Consider the following 16400-nt stretch of genomic DNA (forward strand, 5'->3'; position numbering starts at 1 on the left):
CCCTGCCCCGCCGCGCGGAGCGCCGCGCTCCGCCAGGCCAGCGCGGACAGCTCGGCGTCCACGGCGGCCCGCTCCCGCGCGATCGCCTCGCCGAGGTCGTCCTCGCCGTCCAGGACGGACCGGATCGCGACCAGGCCCATCCCCAGCGCCCGCAGCCGCCGGACGGTCCGCAGCCGCTCCTCGGCGAGCGGGTCGAACCGGCGGTGCCCTCCCCCGCTCCGCAGCGGCGCGAGCAGGCCCTCGTCGCAGTAGAAGCGGATCGTCCGGACCGGCACGCCGGTCCGCCGCGACAGCTCCCCGATCCCCAGCGACGTGATACGGGTCACAGACACTTGAACCTCCAGCCGACTGGAGTTCCTACGGTAAGGGCATCGGTTCCGCCACGGCAGAAGGGGCATCTCATGGACATCCCACCCAGGGACAGACTCGCCGCGGGCCTGCGGCTCCACGCTCCGGCGCTCGGCCGGAAGGCCGCCGGCGGCGATCCCGGCATGACCGTGCCGACCTGCCCCGACTGGACGCTGCGGCAGCTCGTCGAGCACATCGGCGGAGCGCTTCCCGCGATGGCCCGCACCATCGAGACGCGCGCGCGTGAACCGCTCCCCAAGGTCGTCCCGGACGGCATGAACCCGCACCTGTGGGAGGAGTGGCTCGGCGGCGGCGCCGACCGGCTCGTCGCGGCCGTCGAGGCGGCGGGCGAACCGGTCTGGAGCCCGTTCGGCGACGACGTGCCCGCCGAGTTCTGGCTGCGGCGGCTGCTGCACGACACGACCGTCCACCACGCGGACGCCGCGATCACCGTCGGCGCGGAGTGGGCGCTCGACGCCGACCTCGCCGCCGACGGCATCGCCGAGGGCCTGGCCCTCGTGGCCTCGCCGTTCGTCGCGCAGGTCAAGCCGGAGATCGCGCGGTTGCGCGGGGACGGCGAGACCCTGCTCTGGCGTCCGGCCGAGGCGGACCTGCCCGCCTGGCTCGTCACCCGCACCGCGGGCGGGCCGCGCGTCGCCGAGACCGCGCGCGGCACCGACGCGCAGGTGGCCGTCCGGGGCGGCGCCGCCGACCTGTTCCTGCTGCTCAGCAGGCGGATCACCGCGGACGACCCGCGCGTGAAGGTCGTCGGCGACCGGGGGCTGCTCGACCACTGGACGTCCCTGACCGCGTTCGGCTGAGGGGTGCCGCGAGGCCGGGGCGCGGGGATAACGTGAGGCGAAAGATCGTTTCCGAGCTTCGGGAGGCGCCCATGCCCCGCTCCACGATCCCCGGCCGGTCCCTGCGCGCGGACGCCGACGGCCTCCGCGACGACCTGGTCCGGCTGCGCCGCGCCCTGCACCGCGAACCGGAGCTCGGGCTGGACCTTCCGCGCACCCAGGAGAAGGTGCTCGCCGCGCTCGACGACCTGCCGCTGGAGATCTCGACCGGCGAGCGCCTCAGCTCCGTCACCGCCGTCCTGCGCGGCGCCCGTCCCGGCCCGACCGTCCTGCTGCGCGGCGACATGGACGCGCTGCCGGTCACCGAGCGCGGCGAGGCCGACCTGATCTCGCGGGTCCCGGGCCTCATGCACGCCTGCGGCCACGACTTCCACACCAGCATGCTCACCGGGGCCGCGCGCCTGCTCGCCGACCGCCGCGAGAGCCTGGCGGGGAACGTCGTCCTGATGTTCCAGCCCGGCGAGGAGGGCCTGGGCGGCGCCAAGATCATGATCGAGGAGGGCCTCCTGGACGCGTCCGGGGAGCGTCCCGTCGCCGCGTATGCGCTGCACGTGCTGTCGGCGGGCTTCCCGTCCGGGCTGTTCGTGTCGCGCGGCGGCCCGATGCTGGCCGCCGCCGACCGCCTCCGCGTGACCGTCCGCGGGACGGGCGGCCACGGGTCGATGCCGCACCGCGCCAACGACCCGCTCCCGGCCGCGTGCGAGATGGTCACCGCCCTCCAGAACCTCGTGACGCGCCGCTTCGACGCCTTCGACCCGGTAGTCCTGACCATCTGCACGTTCCACGCGGGCACCATGGACAACGTGATCCCGGACGAGGTCACGTTCACCGGGACGGTCCGCTCCTTCTCCCGGCAGGTGCCCGACGAGATGGCCGAGCGGTGCACCCGGCTCCTCCAGGGGATCGCCGACGCCCACGGCCTCGAGGTGCTCGTCGAGTACTACCAGGACTATCCGGTCACGACCAACGACGCCGCCGAGGCCGCCTTCGCCGGGGAGACCGTGCGCGAGGTGCTGGGCGAGGAACGCTACTTCGAGTCCCCGCGCCCCATCCCCGCGTCCGAGGACTTCTCCTTCGTCGGCAACGAGATCCCGTCGGCCTTCCTGGTCCTCGGCGCCTGCCCGCCAGGGCTCGATCCGGCCGAGGCCGCCAACAACCACTCCGCGGATGCGGTCTTCGATGAAGCCGTCCTTCCCGACGGGGCGGCCCTCCTCGCCGAGCTCGCCGTTCGCCGGCTCGCCGCCGAACCGTCCGCCTGACCTCGACGAAGGCCCCGCGTCCCTGGCGTCACGCGTCGTGCCGGCGCGTCACTCCGACCGGTTCCTCCCCCGGTCCGCTCGGAACCCTCGTCAGGCACCACACGTCTTATGACCGACTTGTACGGCAGGGTCAGCCCTGCCGGTCATGGACCAAGGACGCGGGGGCGGCCGCATGATGATGGACGAGCGGATCGAGCGGGCACGGAGCGGGCCGGACGGGTGGCGCGCGCCCGGCCCCGACGCCGTCGCCGTGGCCCGGCAGACGTCCTCCCGGGCCGACGCGAACTCCGAGGACGGGCGCATCCGGGTCACGGCGGCGGCCGGCCGCCTGACCGGCATCGAACTGGACGGGCTCCTGCTGCGAGGCAGCCAGGCCGACCTGGAGGACCGGCTCAACAAGCTGGTCAACACCGCGCTCGCGCGGTCCCGGCCGAAACCGGAGACCGGGCGGCATGCCCTCCCCTTAACCCTCGACGTGCAGCGGGTGCGGCTGGACACCGCCGACAACCCCGCGGAACGGACCTCGTCCGAGGCGTGGACGAGCGACCACCGCGTCTACGCCCTGGCGTCCATCTCCGGGCACATCGCCCGCATCTGGTGGGAGCACGACGCGGGCGGCGCCGAGATCACCGGCGGCCTGGTCCGCGCCGTCAACAACGCCCTGGCCGAGGCCGAGAACCGCGCCCGCCGGGCCACGGCCCGCGCCCGGAACTGACCCCCGCCCGGCGGTTCCCCTAGGAGTTGCGGGCGTACCAGGCGGCGATCTCGGCCCGTGAGGACACGGCGAGCTTGGCGAGGATGTGCTCGACGTGCGAGTCGGCGGTCCGCTTGGCGATGACCAGGCGGTCGGCGATCTCCCGGTTGGTCAGGCCCTGGGCGACGAGCTCGGCGATCTCCCACTCGCGCGGGCTGAGGGATCCGCGGGGCCGTCCGCCGCCCGGTCCCGGGGACGGCGTCTCGCGGCGTTCACCGAGCGCCTCGGCGAGGACGGCGTCCAGCTCCATCCGCCCGCCGGCCTCGGCCGACGCCGTGTAGGGATCGGACCCGAGCTCGGTGCGGACGCCGTCGACCACGACCCCGATGAGCGCCGAGTAGACCGGGCCGAACAGCACCGCGCCGCTGTCGTCGTACTGCCGCTTGGCCGCGCCGAACAGCGCCGCCGCGCTCTTGGGCCGCCCGGTCGCGGCCAGGCCGCACGCCACGACCTCCAGGCACAGCGCGAGGCCGAGCCGGTTGTCGAGCTCGGCCATCGTCCGCAGCCCCGTCCGTCCCACGGCGAGGGCCTCGCTCGCCTGCCCCAGCAGCAGGAGCACGATCCCGTTCAGGGCGCGGGCGTACGCCTGACCCCAGACGTTGCCCTCACGCTCGGCCTCGCGCATCGTGCGCTCGGCGATGGCGCGGGCGGTGGCGACGTCGCCGAGCGCCGCGTGCGCGATGCCCGCGAGCAGCGGGACGATCGACGAGATGACCTCACCCGGGCACGCCTCCGCGAGCAGCCGCTCCGCCTCGGTCAGCGCCGCGATGGCGCGCTCGGGATCGCCTTCCTGGAGGGCGACCACCCCTTCGGCGGCGCGTGCGTACCCGGCGCCGCACCCGTCCGCCGCCCCGGACGGATGCGCCCGGGCCCGCGCGGCCAGTTCCCCGGCCTTGGCAAGGTTGCGCTGGAAGGCCGTCAGCATCGCCGAGAGCCCGAGCGCCTCGGCCCAGAACGGCTCGTCACCGACCGGACGGGCGTCCAGCATGCGCCGCACCCAGTGCCAGGACTCGCCGATGCGTCCGCGCAGGACGAGCAGGCGGCCGTTGCAGACATGGGCCGACAGGAGGACCTCGTCCGGCGCGGTGCGGATGCCCCAGTCGAGCAGCGCGCGGACGCCGGCCTCCTCACGCGCGTGCCACTCCAGCCAGTGCCGCTGACGCGGCCCGCCCAGCTCGTCGACGGCCGTGCGGAGCGTCCCGGCGAACCAGCCGAACGCGCGGGCGCGCGTCCGCTCGGTCTCGCCGAGCCCCTCCAGCCGCTCGGCGCCGTACTCGCGCAGCGTGTCGAGCATCCGGTAGCGGACGCGGCCGTCGCGTTCCACCCGCTGCACGATCGACTTCGCGAGCAGGCCCGCGACCAGGTCGAACACCGTCACCGGGGCGAGCCGCTCGTCGCCGCAGACGCGCTCGGCCGTCTCCAGGTCGAAGTCGGCGGCGAGCACCGACAGCCGCGCCCACAGCAGCCGCTCGTCCGGCGAGCACAGCTCGTGGCTCCAGTCGATCGCCGAGCGCAGCGTCTGGTGGCGCTGCAGGGCGGTGCGGCGGCCCCGCACCTCCAGGGCGTGCCGGTCGAGCCGTTCGAGGATCTGACGCGGCGACAGCGCGCGGACCTGCACGGCGGCCAGCTCGATCGCCAGCGGGATGCCGTCCAGCCGCCGGCACAGCAGCGCGACGGCCTCACGGTCGTCGCCGGACGCCGTCCATCCGGGCACCACGGCGGACGCGCGGTCGGTGAACAGCGCGACCGCGCCGTCGGCGGCCCCCGGCGCGGCGCAGTTCCCGCCGGACGCGCCCTCCTCGCCGGGCACCGGGCTCGGCAGCGGCGCGACGACGAGCGTGTGCTCGCCCGCGATGTCGAGCGGCTGCCTGCTGGTCGCCAGGACGCGCAGGTCGGGCGCGGCGTGCAGCACGGTCTCGGCGAGCATCGCGCAGGAGTCGATGAGGTGTTCGCAGGTGTCCAGCACGAGCAGGCCGGGACGGCGGCCGAGGAACTCGATCGTCGCGTCCAGCGGTTCGCCGCCGCCCTGGTCGGGCAGGCCGAGCGCGTCCGCGACGACCCGGGCGACCAGCCCCGGCTCGGGGGCGGCGGTGAGGTCGACGAACCAGACGCCGTCGGGAGGCGCGGCGGCGCGGGCGGCGCGGACCGCGAGGCGGGTCTTGCCGACGCCTCCGGGCCCGGTGAGCGTGACGAGCCGGCACCGCGCCAGGAGGCGCTCGATCCCGGACAGTTCCTCACGGCGTCCGACGAAGCTGGTCATCTCGGCCGGGAGGCGTCCCGGCCGTTGGTGCAGGGTGCTGAGCGACACCGGCGCCTCTTCCCACCGGCGCGGGGCCGGTGACGGATGGGGGGACGTCCGTCGCATCGTACCCTTTGGAGCACGCCGTGCAACCGTTCCGTCACCGGGGGTTCCGGCGGGTCCGAATCCCCCGGTCCGAGCGGTCGGGGCGCGCGTCGAGCGGTCCGCGCGGGACGGTCAGCGGGGCGGCAGCAAGAGCCGTCCCGTGCGCAGACCGCGGACGGTGTTGCTCCCGGCGATGAGCCATCCGGCCGCGAGCAGCAGGTAGAGGCCGACCGAAACCCAGGTCATCGCGGTGAGGCCGGTGGCCCTGGCCAGCGCGGACGCGCCGGTCACGCACGTCCCGACGGGGAAGGTGAACGCCCACCACGTCATCGCGAACGGCATCCCGGACGCGAACGCCCGCCGGTTGGCGGCCAGGCACAGGACCAGCCACAGCAGGGCGAACCCGAGGATCGGCACCCCGTAGAGGACCCCGAACACATGCATGGCCTGCGCGTACTCGGGCGCGGCGGCCGGCGCGGCGCCGCCGAGCGCGCCCGCGGCCGTCGTGGACTGGCCGAGCGGCCCGAGCACCAGGAACAGCGTCGGGGTGAGCGTCAGCGGCGCGAGCTTGTCGTGCGCGATCCGGTGCCAGACGACCGGCAGCAGCATCATCGTCAGCATCAGGCTCACGCCGAACATCGCGTAGCAGCCGTAGAGCATGGCCGCGCGCGCCTGGCCCTCGGGGAGGTGCGGGATGAGCGCCGGGCCGGTCGCGGCGGCGACCATCGGCGCGACCACGGGCAGCAGCCAGGTCGGGTTCGCCGTGCCGGGCCGAATCTCGTGCCGCGTGGCCATCAGGTAAGGAATGCCGAACGCGACCAGGAGCGAGTACACCGTTCCGGCCGTCCACAGGACCCAGGCGACCGTCACGGCGGCGGATCCGCCGAGGACGTCGCGGCCGAGCGTGAGGGTGCCCGCGCCGACGGCCAGCAGCGCCATCGGCGGGCAGCCGTAGAAGACGGCGGTCCCGGGGTTGTCCAGCAGCATCGCGCGCGCCTCGGCCCGATGCCGGACGACGTGGACGAGCCGGGCGCTCGACAGCGCGATCAGCATCAGCAGCCCGAGCGCCCAGAACGCCACGGCGACCCGGTGCAGCCCGGGGACCGTGACCGGCAGCGCGTTCGCGCCGTTCGCCATGATCGCCGTCCCCATGACGGCCGCGTACCAGTTCGGCCCGAGATGACGGAACGCCTCGGCCGGGCGGTCGAGCTCTCCCAGAATGATCCGCCTCGGCGGTGCGACGGTGATGCCCATGTCTCCGAGACTGCCGTCCCCTGGACACGATCAGTAGTGGTCACGGCCCTATGGGGTCATAAGCCGAGGTTATGGCCGGGGCTAGACTGGGATCATGCCGCTCTCCCACCGCGTCCCCGACCTGGCCGCCCTCGAGCTGCTGCTCGCGGTCGTCCGGCTGGGCAGCGTCGGGCGCGCGGCGGCCGAACTCGGCGTCACCCAGCCCGCCGCCAGCGCGCGGATCCGCTCCATGGAACGGCAGCTCGGCATGGCGCTCCTGGAGCGCTCACCGCGAGGCTCGCGCCCCACCCAGGCGGGCGCCCTGGTCGCCGAATGGGCCCAGCAGGTCGTGGACGCGGCGCACGCCCTCGACGCGGGCGTCGAGGCCCTGCGCGAGCGACGCGACGGACGGCTCCGCCTGGCGGCCAGCCTGACCGTCGCCGAGTACCTGATGCCGGGCTGGCTGGTGGCGTTGCGGGAGACTCGCCCCGACACGGCCGTGACCTTGCGCGCGGCCAACTCGACCGCCGTTGCCGAGCTCGTGCGCGCGGGGGAGGCCGACCTCGGATTCGTCGAGGGCTCCCGCAAACCGGCCGGACTGAGTGGCGCGATCGTCTCCACGGACCGTCTCGTCGTCGTGGTCTCGCCGCGGCACCCCTGGGCGCGCCGCCGCTCCGGGATCACCCCGGAGGAGCTGGCGACGACGCCGCTGATCCTGCGCGAGGAGGGATCCGGGACGCGCGAGGTCCTCGACCGGGCGCTCGCCGCGCACGGCGGCGTGGCCCCGCCGATGCTGCAGCTGGCGTCCACCACCGCGCTCAAGGGGTCGGCGGTGTCCGGGGCGGGCCCGGCCGTGGTGAGCGAGCTGGCCGTCGGCGACGAGCTGGCGCGGGGACGGCTGGTGGACGTGCCCGTCCGCGAACTCGACCTGTCGCGTCCGCTGCGTGCCGTCTGGCCTGCGGGAACGCGTCCGGCGGGACCGGCGCGCGACCTGCTGTCCCTCTGCCGCAGCGCGCCCCACGCGCCCGCGCACTGAGCCAGCCGGGTCAGGCGGCCTTGACCAGCTGGATCTCGAGCTGGATGGCGATCGTGTCGCCGAGGACGACCTTGTCGCCCTGGAGCGGGATGTTGAACTCGATGCCGAAGTCGCGGCGGCTGATCTCGGTGGTGGCCGTGAAGCCGGCGCGCATCCCGCCCCACGGGTCCTCGCTGATGCCGTGGTACTCCGACAGCATCCGCACCGGGCGGGTCACGCCGCGGACGCCCAGCGCGCCGTCCACGTGGAAGCGGGGCGTGCGGGCGCGGCGGCCGACGGTGGCGCGCTCGACGCCGGTGGAGGCGAAGGTCATGACCGGGTGCCGCGCCACGTCGAGGAAGTCGGAGGACCGGACGTGCGCGTCCCGCTCGGCGTTGCGGGTGTCGAGGGAGGCCAGGGTGATCTCCGCCCGCGCGGACGAGGCGAACGGGTCGTCGGCGATGTGCGCCTCGCCGGCGAACTCGGGGAAGGTCCCGCGCACGGTCGTCATCAGGTGCCGGACGGTGAAGGTGATCTCGGAATGGGCGGGATCGATGGTCCAGCGGCCGGACGTCAATCCGGGCGCGACGGTGTCCAGCGTCAACATTCCCCCAAATGTCTACATTTCACGCAGCGGACGTGAATCTACCGCAGAAGTACACAGACAGAACAAAATCGGATCGTGGTCGGGGCCGCCGTCCGGCGCCGTTCCGCATGCCCGCTGACCTGGGCGGGAAGGATCAGGGCGTGATCGGAGAACACGTGCTGGCCGGGTACGAGCCGGGCGCGGGCGGCCGCGAGGCACTGCGCCTGGCCCGGGCCGTCGTCGCGCTGACCGGGGGCCGGCTGACCGTCGCCCACGTCCACCCGCCGGACCGTCCGGCCGCGGCGGGCGAGGCCCTCGCCGTCCTGCGGCAGGCCGAGGACCTGCTCACCGAGACCGCCCCGGAGGTCTCCGCCGACTTCGTCGCCCAGGAGGCGCGCGGTGTGGGCCGCGGGCTGTCCACGCTGGCCAGCCGGGCGGGCGCGGACCTGATCGTGATCGGCTCGCAGGAGGGCGGCGCGCACGGCCGGGTGGCGATCGGCGCGGCCGGCGACAACCTGCTGCACGCCTCCAACGAGGCCGTCATGATCACCCCGGCCGGATACGAGCCGCCCGAGCGCCTCGGCCGGATCACCCTCTCCTACGTCCGCCGCCCGCAGGCCGACGAGGCCGTCGAGCGGACGGCCCAGGCCGCGCTCGCCCTCGACGTCCCGCTGCGCCTGATCACGCTGCTGGTCGGCGACGGCGAGGCCCGGGGGCGGCTCAACGACGACCTGGCCCTCGCGATCCGCCATGCCCAGGACTCGTCCGGCCTGCCGCCCGAGGCGGTGACCGCCGAACTGGCCGAGGGCGGCGACGTCGCGGACGCCCTCAGCGACGTCCCCTGGCCCGAAGGGGAGCTCCTCGTCCTGGCCAGTTCCGAGGACGCGTCGGCCCATCAGGTCTTCCTGGGCGAGATGGCGCTGAAGGTCCTGCGGGCGGCGTCCTGCCCGGTCGCCGTCCTGCCCAGGGGCTACTCCTGAGCTAGTCACCCACGGCCCCCCAGGCGATAGCCCAGGATGGCCGATTCACCCGAACTGGTTGCGGGCTCGAATTTACCTTCGCTACATTCCGTCGAGATCAATACGTGACCTTGGAGCGTCATGGATCCCATCGGCGGGAAGTTGCTCGACGTCGCCCGGAAGCAGGTCGGCTACCAGGCGAAGGACGACGGCTACTCCATGTACGGGGAGTGGTACCGCAAGACCATCGACGGCGACCACGACTCCTACTTCTCCACCGCCCCCTGGTGCGACATGTTCCTCGCCTGGGCCGCGCAGCAGGCCGGGGTCGCCCAGCAGGCCGGGCAGTTCGCGTCGACCGTCGACCACGCCAGGTGGTTCCAGAAGCAGGACGCGTTCGGGCACACGCCCGAGGCCGGGGCCCTGGTCTTCTTCGACTGGTCCGCCAGCGGCGACGTCGACCAGATCGACCATGTCGGCCTCGTCGAGTCCGTCGACGGCGACTGCCTGCACACGATCGAGGGCAACAGCGACGGCGGACGGCTCGTCCGCCACACCCGCTGCGACGACGCCGTGGTCGTCGGCTACGGCTACCCGGGCAAGGTCAGGATCACCGAGAGGTACGCGCCGAGGCACTCCGCTCCCCCGGCCCCCGTCCAGAACATCGGGGCCGCTCAGGACACGTCCGCCGCGGCGGCCCGGCACCGTCCGGCCCCGGCGTCCCACCATGATCACGACGCCGGCCTGCCCGCCCAGGAGGCCGTGATGGGCGGCGTCCTGGCGCTCATCCTGTGCGGAACGGTCGCGCTCAGCGCCGGGAGGGCCGCCGCGGCCCGCGCCGCCGAACTGGCCCCGGACCGCGCGCCCATCCGCGTCCGCAAGCGCGGCAAGCACCACCGCCCGGCCACCCCGGTCGCGCTCCCCGCCGACCTCACCCCCGCGGACCTGGACGACGCCGCCTCCGAGACCACGGTCATGCCCGCCCTCTCCCTCGCCGCCGCCCACCAGGCCGAGGACCGCGAGTTCTGGGGCCGGATCGCCCACCTCCAGGAGGACGAGGACCTGGCCTTCTGGGACGACCTCCACCACGAGTCCACGCTCACCTCGCCCCTGTCCCGCGCCCTGACCACCACCGGAGGCGAGGAGTCCGCCCCCGTCTGAGAGGCCGGGGGCGCGGGGCGCACGGGCCTGGAGCCGGAGGTCACGAGGCCGCCGGGGGCACGCCAGCGCGAGCGTCGAGTGGGCATCGGCGCCGGAGTTCCGCTAAAGTTAACGACGTCGCCAGGGGAACCCGGGCGGCGCGCGGAAGTGGCTCAGTGGTAGAGCATCACCTTGCCAAGGTGAGGGTCGCGGGTTCGAATCCCGTCTTCCGCTCTGAGAGGCAGGCCGTGTGCCGGTCTCGCTCTGGTGGAGTGGCCGAGAGGCGAGGCAACGGCCTGCAAAGCCGTGTACACGGGTTCAAATCCCGTCTCCACCTCTGTGCCGTACCCCCCGAGAGTACGGTCCCGGGCGATTAGCTCAGTGGGAGAGCGCTACCTTGACACGGTAGAGGTCACTGGTTCAATCCCAGTATCGCCCACCATACGTAAGCGCAGGTCGGAAGCCCTGCTTCTCCTCTGGAGAAGCAGGGCTTCCGGCTTTTCGGGCGCTCTCCGGACGATGCGGGCCACCCGCCCTCGGCCGGGGCCGTTAGCCCAGCGGTAGGCCATCGTTAGCGAGCGGGAAGGCCGACCGCAGATCATCACGGTGCCGATGATTCCTCACATCAGGAGGCGTGATGGTTCAGTCCGTACTGTCCCTCGGGGAGCGGGTGCTCTCGCTGGTCGTCCCCAAGACCGAGGCCGCAGCGTGCTGCGCCCCGGACTGCTGGACCGAGTCCAACTGCGGCGGCAGCTGCATCTACACCTGCACCTACTGCTACAACTGCCAGTGCCAGGCAGTTCTGCAGGGATGCCACGAACAGTGCAGCCCAGCGGCCCCGTGCTGATCTGACCGATCCGAAACCGTTCCCGGGGCCGGTCGCACGCGCCCGCCCCGGGTTCCGGAGGGCTCTGGATGGACTATCTGGTTCTGGGCTGCCGCTGCATGCTGTTCGGTGTCTTCGCGGTGGCCGTCGTGGGCAAGCTTCGCAGCGGCCGGGCGTTCCGTGACTTCGCCTGGTCGATCAGGGAACTGCGGCTGGTCCGGCCACGGCGGACCCGTGCCGTCGCCATCGCGGCGATCAGCGCCGAGACGGCGACCGTGGTCATGCTGGCTCTGCTGCCCCTGGCCGGGTTCCTCGCCGCGACGGTGCTGCTGATCGCCTTCTCCGCGGCCATCGTGGTGGGGCTGACCCGCGGCGCGCGGGTGCCGTGCCAGTGCTTCGGTTCCTCCTCGACTCCACTCGGCGGGGCCCATCTGCTCCGCAACGCGATCCTGCTGGCCGCCGCGCTGACCGGGGCCGCAGGCTCGCTGACCGGCCATTCCGCTCGCACCTCCCCGGCGGGAGTGGCGCTGACCGCCGCCTGCGCCGCGGCGGTCATGGTCCTCGTCCTCTTCCTCGATGAGTTCGCCGCCTTCCTCGCCCCCGGCCAGGACACCCGGAACCCGTCGTGACGAACGTCCGGCCGGCCCGCTTCGCCATCAGTCGTCCCAAGGAGCGCATCTGATGCCGTATCTCACCACCGCCACCGTGATCTTCGGTGCCCTGACGATCCTCAACCTGCTCCTCACCGTGACCGTTCTGCGGCGTCTGCGGGACCAGGGGCAACACGAGGAGCATCCCGCCCCCGCTCTTCCCTTCGCCATGCAGGAGTCCGGGTCCCCGGCCCCCGAGGTCGACGCCACCGACGTGGACGGACGCCCCGTGTCCATCCCGGGCGACGTCAGGCTGGTCGGCTTCTTCTCCGGCAGCTGCAGGTCATGCCGGGACCATGTCAACCCGTTTCTGGCCTACGTCGAAGGCATGCGCGACGGTGACGCCCTGGCGGTGGTCAGTGGCACGGCCGAGGACACCGAGGATCTGGTCACCGCGCTCGGCGGCGCCGCACGGGTCGTCCAGGAGCCCCAGAGAGGCCCGGTGACCTCGGGCTTCGACGTGTCGGTGTTCCCGTCCTTCTTCCTTCTCGGCCCGGACGGGACGATCGTCGCGTCGCACACCAGCATCCGGCTGATCCCGGGCCAGGCAGCGGCGTGAGAGGCGCCGCCCGGCGCCTTCGCATGGTGCTGGCGATGATCTGGCGGGCCGGCCGGCTCGCCACCATCGGCTACGTCGCCGTCATCGTGGTCGGCGGGCTCACCCCGCCGGCCTCGGCCTGGCTCACCAAGCTGGTCATCGACCGGCTCGCCCACGGCTCCTTCGCCGCGGGACCGGCGACCGGACTGGCCGGGCTCAGCGTGGCGACGGCGATGGCGCCGCAGCTCACCCGGTATCTGGACGCCCAGATCCGGCGCGGCACCGGCATGATCATCCAGGACCGGCTGTTCTCCGCGGTCAACGGCTTCACCGGACTCGGCAGGTTCGAGAACCCCCGCGATCTGGACCGGATCCGGATGGCCCAGCAGAACGGGCAGGCCGCCCCGGTCCAGCTGGTCTCCGCGCTGTTCATGGCCGCGCAGGGCGCCCTGAGCCTCATCGGCTTCGTCACGGCGCTGGCGGTGATCAGCCTGCCGATGGCCGGCGTGGTGCTCCTGTCCTCGCTCCCCCTCCTGCTGATCGAGCTGCGGCTCTCGCGCCGGCGGGCGGACTTCCTGTGGAACACGACGTCGCTCAACCGCCGGCAGAACCTCTACGCGGGACTGATGACCGACGCCCGGACGGCCAAGGAGATCCGCCTGTTCGGGCTGGGGAACTGGTTCCGGGACCGGCTGCTGGACCAGACGCGGAAGATCAACGGCGCGGAGCGCTCGCTGGACCGCCGGGTGCTCTTCGGCCAGGGCGGGCTGGCGCTGCTCGGGGCCCTGGTGGCGGGAGGCGGCCTGGTCTGGGCCGTCTTCCAGATCAGGAACGGCGCTCTCACGGTCGGCGACATCGCCGTCCTCTCCGCCGCGCTCACCGGAACCCAGGGCGCCCTCGCCGGGCTGGTGGGGCGGACCGCCGACGGCTACCAGGCGTTGCTCACCCTGCGGCACTACGAGGAGATCACCACCGCGGGACCGGACCTGCCGCGTGCCGCCCCGAGCCGCCCGGCTCCCCCGCTGCGGCACGCCATCGAGATGGAGGGCGTCTGGTTCCGGTACGCCGACGGCCATCCCTGGGTTCTTCAGGACGTCTCACTGACCATCCCCTTCGGCCGGGCGATCGCCCTCGTGGGGCGCAACGGCAGCGGCAAGAGCACGCTGGTCAAGCTGCTGTGCCGGTTGTACGACCCGGTCCGCGGCCGGATCCTCTGGGACGGGATCGACCTCCGCCAGATGCCGATCGACGAGCTGCGGGCCCGGATCGGGGCGGTGTTCCAGGACTACGTCTGCTACGACCTGACCGCCCGCGAGAACATCGGCATCGGAGACCTCGCGGCGCTGCACGACCTCGATCTGATCAGGGCGGCCGCCGACCGGGCCGACATCGACCGCGAGCTGTCGGCGCTGCCCCACGCGTACGCGACGCCGCTCAGCCGCGGATACTTCGGAGAGGCCGACGGCGTGGACGGCACCGCGCTGTCCGGTGGCCAGTTGCAGCGCGTCGCCGTGGCCCGTGCCCTCATGCGGGACAGCCGTGACCTGCTCATCCTCGACGAGCCCAGCTCGGGGCTCGACGCGGAGGCCGAGCACCGGATCCACCAGCGCCTGCGCGCCCACCGCGCGGGCCGGACCAGCCTGCTCATCTCGCACCGGCTCGGCGCGGTCAGGGACGCCGACGAGATCGTGGTCCTGTCGGGCGGCCGGGTCATCGAGAAGGGCGAGCACGACGGGCTGATCGCGGCGGACGGGGAGTACGCCCGGCTCTTCCACCTTCAGGCGGAGAGCTACGGCGCCCTGCGGGCGGACGGAGGCGGCGTTCCGCGGGCGGACGGAGGCGGCGTCCTTCCGGTGGGCGGGGACGGCGGCCTTCACGCGGACGGAGGGGGTGTCCTTCGGACGGACGGGCCCGGGACCGACGCCTCACCGCGCGGCCGGGAGAACCGGCGGACCACCACGCCCAGCACCCCGTCGAGGGGGCAGTAGCCCCACATCCGCGAGTCGGCGCTGCGCGCGCCGTCGCCGAGCACCACGACCTGCCCGTCCGGGACCAGCAGATCGGGAACGACCGGCCGCACGTCCTCGGGGACCTCGTCTCCGGGCAGTGCGGCCACCCGCTTCACGTACCAGTCGGGCTCCCCGCCCACACGCCGCCCGCCCACGGATCTTGGACGCGCCAGCACGACCACGTCACCGCGACGCACGGTTCGGCGGCGCAGCACGAGGACGCGGTCCCCGGTGGTGAAGGTCGGCTCCATGCTCGGCCCGCTGACGGTCACCACCACCAACCTGCGCCGCGCCAGGACGGCACTCGCGACCACGCCCAGGACAAGGCACGCGACGGGCACGAGGATCACCAGCGACGTGTTCATGCATCACCCCATCGGCCAGTACCGGCAATCGAACATGTATCGAAACGAGAAGGGTCCTGATGCATCATCCATGAGGACCGTCCAGAGATCTCCGGTGCGCGGCCGGAAGTTCGCCCGGACCTGTGGCCGCGCGCGAAAGCGGCCGTCGGCTTCGCGGATCGGGAGAACACGATGCAGTTCCTCATCCTGGGCTCGGTGGAGATGCGCCACGCCCGAACGCGGATCCGGCCCATGGGGAGGAACCAGCGCACCGTCCTCGCCATGCTCGGCCTGCACGCCAACCGTCCGGTGGCGCTGACCGAGATCATCGAGGCGATCTGGGCCGGCAGGCCGCCGCGCACCGCCGCCACGAAGGTGCACGGGCTGGTCAGCGGGCTGCGCAAGCTCCTGGCCGACTGCGTCGGCCGGGCGGAGGCCAACCGCCTGATCGCGACGCGGGATCCGGGCTACGTCCTGCAGATCCAACCGCACCAGCTCGATCTGGACGAGTTCGAACAGCGCTGGGCCGCCGCCCGCAACGAGCTCCGGCACGGCCGGGCCGATCTGGCCGGAGAGCATCTGCACGACGCCCTCGCGCTCTGGCGGGGTTCGGCCCTGCTCGACGTCACCGACAACCTGGCGGCCTCGGAGAGACCGGCCCTCGAGGAACGCCGGCTCACCGCGGTCGAGGAGCGCATCGGCATCGATCTGCAGCTGGGCCGGCACGCCGACCTGGCCTCCGAACTCACCACCCTGGTGGCCGCGCACCCGTTCCGGGAGATCCTGCGCGCCCATCTGATGACCGCGCTGTGGAGGTCCGGCCGCACGGTGGACGCGCTCGCCTGTTTCCGGGCCGGGCAGCGGCTGATGTCCGAGGAGCTGGGTCTGGAACCGGGGCCGGATCTACGGCGGCTGCACCTGGCCATCCTCACCGGCGACCCCGCCTTCCCCCGTTACATCCCCCCGCCTCACGGTTCTCCCCCACAGGTCGCGTGCCGGAGCACGGCCACCGCAGCCGTCATCTCGGCGCTGTCGGCGTACTCGGGGACGCCGCGGGTCGCGGTGATCTCTGGCGAGCCGGGTGCGGGCAAGACCGTCGTGAGCCTGCATGTCGCCTACCACCTCCGCTCCTGCTTCCCCGACGGCCAGGTCCACGTGGAGCTCAACGGTTCGGGCGATCGCCCGCTGAACCCTCGGGAGGCGATGTCCGGAGTGCTGCAGGCGCTGCGCTCGGGCCGACATGGAGCGTTCCGATCCGACACGCCGCCCGAACCGCCCACCGGGCGGGAGGAGCCGTTCAAAGGGCCTCCGGAAGAACTCGCCGAGGCCTACCGGGAGGCCCTGTCCGACCGGCGCATCCTCATCATTCTCGACAACGCCGCGGGCGCGTGGCAGATCGAACCGCTCCTGCCGATGACCCCGAACTGCGCGGTCCTCATCACGAGCAGGTCGCCGCTGGAGGCGGTGACGGCGCGTACGCATCTCGCCCTCGGCTCCTTCGCGTCCTACCTGCGCTGGTGACACGGTGGAGGTCA

Annotated in this window: 16 protein-coding genes and 3 tRNA genes; 14 read left to right on the forward strand and 5 right to left on the reverse strand. The window is 73.2% G+C overall.

What is annotated here, in order from left to right:
- Positions 1-326, reverse strand: a 326-nt coding sequence (locus EBO15_RS17335) for a MerR family transcriptional regulator (protein ID WP_233616258.1), incomplete at its 3' end; no start/stop codon positions are given.
- A 75-nt stretch (positions 327-401) separates the two neighbouring features.
- On the opposite strand from EBO15_RS17335, the gene EBO15_RS17340 reads away from it, so the two are divergent.
- The 3 genes from EBO15_RS17340 (at position 402) to EBO15_RS17350 (ending at position 3182) form a co-directional block, all read left to right on the forward strand.
- A complete protein-coding gene (locus EBO15_RS17340) occupies positions 402-1169 on the forward strand; it encodes a maleylpyruvate isomerase family mycothiol-dependent enzyme (RefSeq protein ID WP_122195439.1) in 768 nt (255 codons plus the stop codon).
- Between the two features lie 71 nt (positions 1170-1240).
- Positions 1241-2467, forward strand: coding sequence for a M20 metallopeptidase family protein (locus tag EBO15_RS17345; RefSeq protein WP_122195440.1), 1227 nt, complete (start codon positions 1241-1243; stop codon positions 2465-2467).
- A 145-nt stretch (positions 2468-2612) separates the two neighbouring features.
- Positions 2613-3182, forward strand: a complete 570-nt coding sequence (locus tag EBO15_RS17350; protein WP_147481531.1) for a hypothetical protein — start codon at positions 2613-2615, stop codon at positions 3180-3182.
- 19 nt (positions 3183-3201) lie between these two features.
- Here EBO15_RS17350 and EBO15_RS17355 read toward each other — a convergent pair whose 3' ends face one another.
- Positions 3202-5529, reverse strand: coding sequence for an ATP-binding protein (locus tag EBO15_RS17355; protein ID WP_122195442.1), 2328 nt, complete (start codon positions 5527-5529; stop codon positions 3202-3204).
- A 168-nt stretch (positions 5530-5697) separates the two neighbouring features.
- Positions 5698-6819 carry a TDT family transporter gene (locus EBO15_RS17360; RefSeq protein ID WP_122195443.1) on the reverse strand — a complete coding sequence of 374 codons (1122 nt, stop codon included), beginning with the start codon at positions 6817-6819 and terminating at the stop codon, positions 5698-5700.
- A 94-nt stretch (positions 6820-6913) separates the two neighbouring features.
- Here EBO15_RS17360 and EBO15_RS17365 point away from each other — a divergent pair, with 94 nt between their 5' ends.
- Positions 6914-7834 carry a LysR family transcriptional regulator gene (locus EBO15_RS17365; RefSeq protein WP_122195444.1) on the forward strand — a complete coding sequence of 307 codons (921 nt, stop codon included), beginning with the start codon at positions 6914-6916 and terminating at the stop codon, positions 7832-7834.
- 10 nt (positions 7835-7844) lie between these two features.
- Here EBO15_RS17365 and EBO15_RS17370 read toward each other — a convergent pair whose 3' ends face one another.
- Positions 7845-8420: a YceI family protein gene (locus tag EBO15_RS17370; protein WP_122195445.1), complete on the reverse strand. Its 576-nt coding sequence runs from the start codon at positions 8418-8420 to the stop codon at positions 7845-7847.
- Between the two features lie 140 nt (positions 8421-8560).
- Between EBO15_RS17370 and EBO15_RS17375 the strand changes: the two genes are divergently transcribed.
- The 9 genes from EBO15_RS17375 (at position 8561) to EBO15_RS17410 (ending at position 14500) form a co-directional block, all read left to right on the forward strand.
- Complete coding sequence (locus tag EBO15_RS17375; RefSeq protein WP_122195446.1) at positions 8561-9379, forward strand: universal stress protein; 819 nt, start codon at positions 8561-8563, stop codon at positions 9377-9379.
- Positions 9380-9499: 120 nt separating this feature from the next.
- Complete coding sequence (locus tag EBO15_RS17380) at positions 9500-10519, forward strand: CHAP domain-containing protein (protein WP_122195447.1); 1020 nt, start codon at positions 9500-9502, stop codon at positions 10517-10519.
- A 141-nt stretch (positions 10520-10660) separates the two neighbouring features.
- Positions 10661-10732, forward strand: a tRNA-Gly gene (locus EBO15_RS17385).
- 32 nt (positions 10733-10764) lie between these two features.
- A tRNA-Cys gene (locus EBO15_RS17390) sits at positions 10765-10835 on the forward strand.
- A gap of 30 nt (positions 10836-10865) precedes the next feature.
- A tRNA-Val gene (locus EBO15_RS17395) sits at positions 10866-10940 on the forward strand.
- Between the two features lie 195 nt (positions 10941-11135).
- Positions 11136-11345: a hypothetical protein gene (locus tag EBO15_RS43640; protein ID WP_147481532.1), complete on the forward strand. Its 210-nt coding sequence runs from the start codon at positions 11136-11138 to the stop codon at positions 11343-11345.
- Between the two features lie 68 nt (positions 11346-11413).
- Entirely contained in the window at positions 11414-11953 is a 540-nt protein-coding gene (locus tag EBO15_RS17400) for a MauE/DoxX family redox-associated membrane protein (protein ID WP_122195448.1), read from the forward strand.
- A gap of 52 nt (positions 11954-12005) precedes the next feature.
- Positions 12006-12533 (forward strand): TlpA family protein disulfide reductase, encoded by a 528-nt coding sequence (locus EBO15_RS17405; protein ID WP_122195449.1) that lies wholly within the window; start codon positions 12006-12008, stop codon positions 12531-12533.
- A gap of 35 nt (positions 12534-12568) precedes the next feature.
- Positions 12569-14500: an ABC transporter ATP-binding protein gene (locus EBO15_RS17410; RefSeq protein WP_122195515.1), complete on the forward strand. Its 1932-nt coding sequence runs from the start codon at positions 12569-12571 to the stop codon at positions 14498-14500.
- Here the strand turns inward: EBO15_RS17410 and EBO15_RS17415 are convergent.
- The gene (locus EBO15_RS17415) at positions 14386-14886 is read right to left on the reverse strand and encodes a S26 family signal peptidase (protein WP_122195450.1); all 501 of its coding nucleotides are present in this window, start codon (positions 14884-14886) and stop codon (positions 14386-14388) included. The genes EBO15_RS17410 and EBO15_RS17415 overlap by 115 nt on opposite strands.
- Positions 14887-15057: 171 nt before the next feature.
- Between EBO15_RS17415 and EBO15_RS17420 the strand changes: the two genes are divergently transcribed.
- A complete protein-coding gene (locus EBO15_RS17420) occupies positions 15058-16386 on the forward strand; it encodes an AfsR/SARP family transcriptional regulator (RefSeq protein WP_122195451.1) in 1329 nt (442 codons plus the stop codon).
- The last annotated feature ends 14 nt before the right edge of the window (positions 16387-16400 follow it).

It is taken from the genome of Actinomadura harenae (genome assembly GCF_003696215.1).
GTDB lineage: Bacteria > Actinomycetota > Actinomycetes > Streptosporangiales > Streptosporangiaceae > Spirillospora > Spirillospora harenae.

Excerpts from the sequence above, each read along its gene's own strand:
- EBO15_RS17405 (WP_122195449.1), top strand. The coding sequence starts at position 12,006 with ATGCCGTATCTCACCACCGCCACCGTGATCTTCGGTGCCCTGACGATC.
- EBO15_RS17410 (WP_122195515.1), top strand. The coding sequence starts at position 12,569 with ATGATCTGGCGGGCCGGCCGGCTCGCCACCATCGGCTACGTCGCCGTC.
- EBO15_RS17365 (WP_122195444.1), top strand. The coding sequence starts at position 6,914 with ATGCCGCTCTCCCACCGCGTCCCCGACCTGGCCGCCCTCGAGCTGCTG.
- EBO15_RS43640 (WP_147481532.1), top strand. The coding sequence starts at position 11,136 with ATGGTTCAGTCCGTACTGTCCCTCGGGGAGCGGGTGCTCTCGCTGGTC.
- EBO15_RS17340 (WP_122195439.1), top strand. The coding sequence starts at position 402 with ATGGACATCCCACCCAGGGACAGACTCGCCGCGGGCCTGCGGCTCCAC.
- EBO15_RS17350 (WP_147481531.1), top strand. The coding sequence starts at position 2,613 with ATGGACCAAGGACGCGGGGGCGGCCGCATGATGATGGACGAGCGGATC.
- EBO15_RS17415 (WP_122195450.1), bottom strand. The coding sequence starts at position 14,886 with ATGAACACGTCGCTGGTGATCCTCGTGCCCGTCGCGTGCCTTGTCCTG.
- EBO15_RS17370 (WP_122195445.1), bottom strand. The coding sequence starts at position 8,420 with ATGTTGACGCTGGACACCGTCGCGCCCGGATTGACGTCCGGCCGCTGG.
- EBO15_RS17345 (WP_122195440.1), top strand. The coding sequence starts at position 1,241 with ATGCCCCGCTCCACGATCCCCGGCCGGTCCCTGCGCGCGGACGCCGAC.
- EBO15_RS17380 (WP_122195447.1), top strand. The coding sequence starts at position 9,500 with ATGGATCCCATCGGCGGGAAGTTGCTCGACGTCGCCCGGAAGCAGGTC.
- EBO15_RS17400 (WP_122195448.1), top strand. The coding sequence starts at position 11,414 with ATGGACTATCTGGTTCTGGGCTGCCGCTGCATGCTGTTCGGTGTCTTC.
- EBO15_RS17360 (WP_122195443.1), bottom strand. The coding sequence starts at position 6,819 with ATGGGCATCACCGTCGCACCGCCGAGGCGGATCATTCTGGGAGAGCTC.
- EBO15_RS17420 (WP_122195451.1), top strand. The coding sequence starts at position 15,058 with ATGCAGTTCCTCATCCTGGGCTCGGTGGAGATGCGCCACGCCCGAACG.